The sequence below is a fragment of the Terriglobales bacterium genome, from assembly GCA_035543055.1.
Taxonomy (GTDB): Bacteria; Acidobacteriota; Terriglobia; order Terriglobales; family Acidobacteriaceae; genus JAIQFD01.
Genome location: DATKKJ010000232.1, coordinates 1 through 4513 on the forward strand (window position 1 = coordinate 1; position 4513 = coordinate 4513).

Annotated in this window: 2 protein-coding genes; both read left to right on the top strand. The window is 64.6% G+C overall.

Annotated features, from left to right (window positions below):
* Nucleotides 1–664, top strand: a 664-nt coding sequence (locus tag VMS96_14850; GenBank protein HVP44706.1) for an isoaspartyl peptidase/L-asparaginase, incomplete at its 5' end; no start/stop codon positions are given.
* A 159-nt stretch (nt 665–823) separates the two neighbouring features.
* Entirely contained in the window at nt 824–4510 is a 3687-nt protein-coding gene (locus tag VMS96_14855) for a TonB-dependent receptor (protein HVP44707.1), read from the top strand.
* The last annotated feature ends 3 nt before the right edge of the window (nt 4511–4513 follow it).

The window sequence follows — 4513 nt, forward strand, 5'->3', positions numbered from 1 at the left end:
GATGGACGGCTTCACCCTGCGCGCCGGCGGCGTCGCCTGCGTGGAGCGCATCCGCAATCCCATCCATGCCGCCCGCAAGGTGCTGGACGAGAGCCCGCATGTGTACCTGGTGGCCGAAGGGGCGGAGAAGTTCGCCGCCCATCACGGCATCCCGCTGGTGGAGAACCGCGAGCTCATCATTCCCCGCGAAGTGGAGCGGCTGAAGGCAGCGCAGATCATGGCCCATGCAGGCAAACCGGCGGAGTTCTTTGCCGAGCACGACACCGTCGGCGCCGTGGCCCTCGACCGCGACGGCCGCATCGCCGCCGGCACCTCTACCGGCGGCACCATGAATAAGACACCAGGCCGCGTCGGCGATTCTTCGCTCATCGGCTGCGGCTGCTACGCCGACAACGAGAGCGCCGCCGTCTCCACCACCGGCTGGGGCGAGCCCATGATGAAGCTGGTGCTGGGCAAGTGGGCCTGCGACCGGGTGGCCGAGGGCAAGCCGCCGCAAGCGGTGGCGGGCATGGCCGTCGATCTGTTGCAGCGCCGCCTCAACGGCCACGGCGGGCTCATCCTGCTCGACCCCAGGGGACGTTACGGCATCGCCCACAACACGCCACGCATGGCGTGGGCGCTGAAGAGCACCAGGGAAGAACTTTCCGGGATCACGCGCCGGTAAACCATTGTCGGCCGGGAAGGTCATTGGAGGCGGGTGGCGAAGCAAGTACTCTTGGTCTCTCTCCCTTGCGTCGTGAGTGGCTCCTGTTATACAACTCTGCAACATTTTGACAGCGGCACGGACCTGCGCTCTCGGTCAGGAGCCCGGTCGAGGTGAGCCATGAAGCGAGCTGTCCTGTTCGTATCTCTCGCACTCCTTCTGCTTTTCACCAGCCAGGCACTGGCACAAGCCACCGCCGATCTGCACGTGACGGTGAAAGATCCCAAGGCGGCCGCCGTCACCAACGCGACGGTCACCGTCTCCGATCCGGCGCGCGGCATCGAGCGCAAGGTCACGAACAATGAATCCGGCCAGTACCTCGTACTGCAACTTCCTCCCGGTACTTACACCGTGACCATCGAGGCGCCGGGCTTCGCCAAGACCACAGCCGTGGGCGTGAACATCACCGTCGGCCAGGTCGCCGAGCTGCCGGTGGCGCTGAAGATCGCGGAGCGCACCGAGGCCATCGAGGTCAACGCTCAGACCGAGCAGATCGAGACCCAGCGCAGCTCGGTGGCCACCACCATCGACCAGCAGCGCATCGATAACCTGCCCATCAACGGCCGCAATTACGTCAATTTTGCCCAGACCAATTCGCAGGTGCTGCGCGACACCACGCCCAGCATCGGCATCGCGCCCACGTCCGGGTTGAACATCGGCGGCCAGCGCGCCCGCTCCAACCTGGTGAACGTGGACGGAGCCGATGCAGTCGACAACTCCGTCAACGGCATCCGTTCCACCGTCTCGCAGGAAGCGGTGCAGGAGTTCCAGGTGCTGACCAACGGGTATGCGGCGGAGTACGGACGCGCCGCCGGCGGAGTGGTCAACATCATCACCCGCTCGGGGACCAACCAGACCCACGGCGATGTCTTCGGTTACCTGCGCAACCGCAATATCCAGGCCGTGAACCCGTTCAGCAACGTGCCCGATCCTGCCTATACCCGCGTGCAGGCCGGCGCGACCTTGGGCGGGCCCATCAAGAAGGACAAGACCTACTACTTCTTCTCCTACGAGACCACACGCCGCCGCGAGACTGGGTTCTCCGACATCGGACACGATGGCTTCGGGCTGGTCCAACTGGCGCCCGCGTTCGGCGACATCATGGTCACGCCCGAGCAGCAGACCTTCATCCTCGCCAACCTGGCGAATCCCGCGATCAATAACTACATCGCCGCGCTCGGGGCCGCTTCCGGAATGGCGGTCAACGGACAGTGGCCGGCCGCGCTCGATGGCCTGTTCGGTCTGCCCGCCGGCTATAACGGCTTCTTCAGCATCTGCAATCCCCTGACCCCCGGCTTCCCCGTGTGCGCGCCCGTGCCTACCGATTACGTTCCCCTGGCGAATACCACAGGGAACTACCCGGTGAAGGAGGAGACGAGTCTCATCGCCCTACGCCTCGACCACCGTTTCACCGACAGGAACTCGGCCATGGTGCGGGTGAACGTGAGCCCCAGCACCATCAAGGGTATTGGCGTCCAGGGCCAGAACCAGAACTTCGGCCAGAACGCCTACTCGCGTACCGCCATCCAGCAGTACCGTGACTTCGCCCTCACCGCGCAGGACACCGCGACCCTGGGGAACAACAAGATCAATGAAGCCCGCTTCCAGTTTGCCCGCCGCGGCCTGCTGTTCAACTACAACACCGACACGCCGGACGGCGCCAAGGTCGCGGTCAACATCCCGGGCTACGCATTCTTCGGTCGCGAACCGTACTCCTATACCCGCCGTGAAGAACTGCGTTACCAGTGGACCGACAATTTCACTTGGACCAAGGGTTCGCATGTCATCAAGTTCGGCGCTGATGTGAACCACCTGCCGCTCACCGCCGACTTCACCGTCAACTTCGGCGGCGTGTATGACTTCGGCTCCGTTTCTTCGCAATTCCTGTCCGCGGGTTTCGCCGGCTTCCCGGCGTTCTCGCCGGTGCAGGCATATGGCCTGGGCCTGCCCCAGGACAGCATTCAGGGCGTGGGCGATCCCAAAGACCAGTTCCAGAACAACACCCTCGGGCTCTTCCTGCAGGACTCGTGGCGCATCTCGCCCGGCCTGACCCTGAACTATGGCGTTCGCTATGACGTGGAATTCACGCCCACGTTCGCGCCGCGGAACGCCGCCGTGACCCTGCCCGCCCAGACCTTCCTGAACACCATCGAAGGCATCCCGCACGACACGAACAATATCGCGCCCCGCATCGGGCTGGCCTGGGATCCGTGGAAGAATGGCAAGACCGTCATCCGCGCCTCCTACGGCATGTTCTACGATCACCCGCTGCTCGGCATCGCCTTCATCTCCGACGTCGCCGACGGCACGCAGGCTCCGCAGTTGGGTTTCGCGCTGCAAAGACCCGGGACCGATTGCGCAGCCCTCAATGCCCCCAGCATCTTCATGGGCATCCTCGGGATCGGGGTGGGCGGGTGCCCTGGCTTCGGCTATCTGCCCAACCAGCAGCGCTTCGATTCCACGACCCCTGACGGGGCCCCCATCTTCATCAACCAGAACTATCTCGCGCTGCCGTCGCCGGCCACCCCGACGCCGCTCAGTGTGTTGCCCTTCGGCTATGCCGAAGATCGCAACTTCCAGTACGCGGTCGCTCACCAGGCGAGCTTAGGCGTCGAGCGCGACCTCGGACACGACTTCGCCCTGGCCGTCACCTACAATTTCAACGGCGGACGCCACCTATACCACCCGGTGGACGCCAACCCGGTGAACTCGGAAGCGCTGATCATCAACTGGCGGCGCGCGTTGCAGGCGGGTGATCCCAGCGCCATGCTGGGCAATCCCAACGCGGTCGGTGCACTCCCGGGCACCGGATGCGGCTTTGCCGGCCCTGGCCTCACCAATCCTTACGTCCCCGCCGCAGTGGTCAGCTTCTTCCGTCCGTCGGGCCTGAACCCGTCGCTGGCGCCCTATGTGCCGGCACCATGCATGCTCGGACCGATCGCGGCCGCGGCTGCAGAATTTAATCTCAACACCACCACCACCGTGCCCTACGCCGACATTTACGCGCAGAAGTCCAACGGCAGTTCGGTGTACCACGGCCTCACGGTCAACCTGAAGAAGCGCTTCAGCGGCCACTATGAATTCCTGGCCTCGTACACCTGGTCGCATGCCATCGACGACTCGGTGGACCTGCAGTCCCCATTGCAGCCGCAGGACGCGCGCGATCCGGCCGCCGACCGCTCCATCTCGCTGTTCGACCAGCGTCACCGCTTCGTCTTCAGCGGCGTCTACCAGAGCGGCCGCCTGTCGGGTGAAGGCTTCGTCCACAAGTTCTTCAGCGACTGGACGGTGGCCCCCATCATCGAGGTCGGCTCCGGCCGCCCCTTCAACATCATCACCGCGGTGGACAGCAACTTCGACCTGCAGTCGAAGACCGACCGGCCGATGATCGTGACCACGGGGACGGCGGCCAATCCGGTCTGCCAGAACACGCCCGTGGATTCTCCGTATCTGCCGTCCGGCTTCCAACTCCAGGCGCCCTGCTTCGCCAACCTCACCGAGGCGGCGATCCTGGGCGGCATCCTGCCGCCGGCGGCCGAAGACCTGACCGCGCCGCTGCCGCCGCTCGTCGGCAATCTGCCGCGCAACTTCGGCATCCGGCCCTACACCTTGTTCACCGACCTGCGCATCGCCAAGCGCATCAGGATCACCGAGCGCGTGGGACTTGATGCCATGGTGGACATGTTCAACCTCATCAACAAATACAACGTCGCCGACGTGAACCCGCTCTACAATGCGCCCGCCGGCTCACCCAGCGCCGCCTTCGATCCGCGCCAGTTCCAGTTCGGATTGAAGCTGACGTTCTAACTC

Excerpts from the sequence above, each read along its gene's own strand:
- VMS96_14855 (HVP44707.1), top strand. The coding sequence starts at position 824 with ATGAAGCGAGCTGTCCTGTTCGTATCTCTCGCACTCCTTCTGCTTTTC.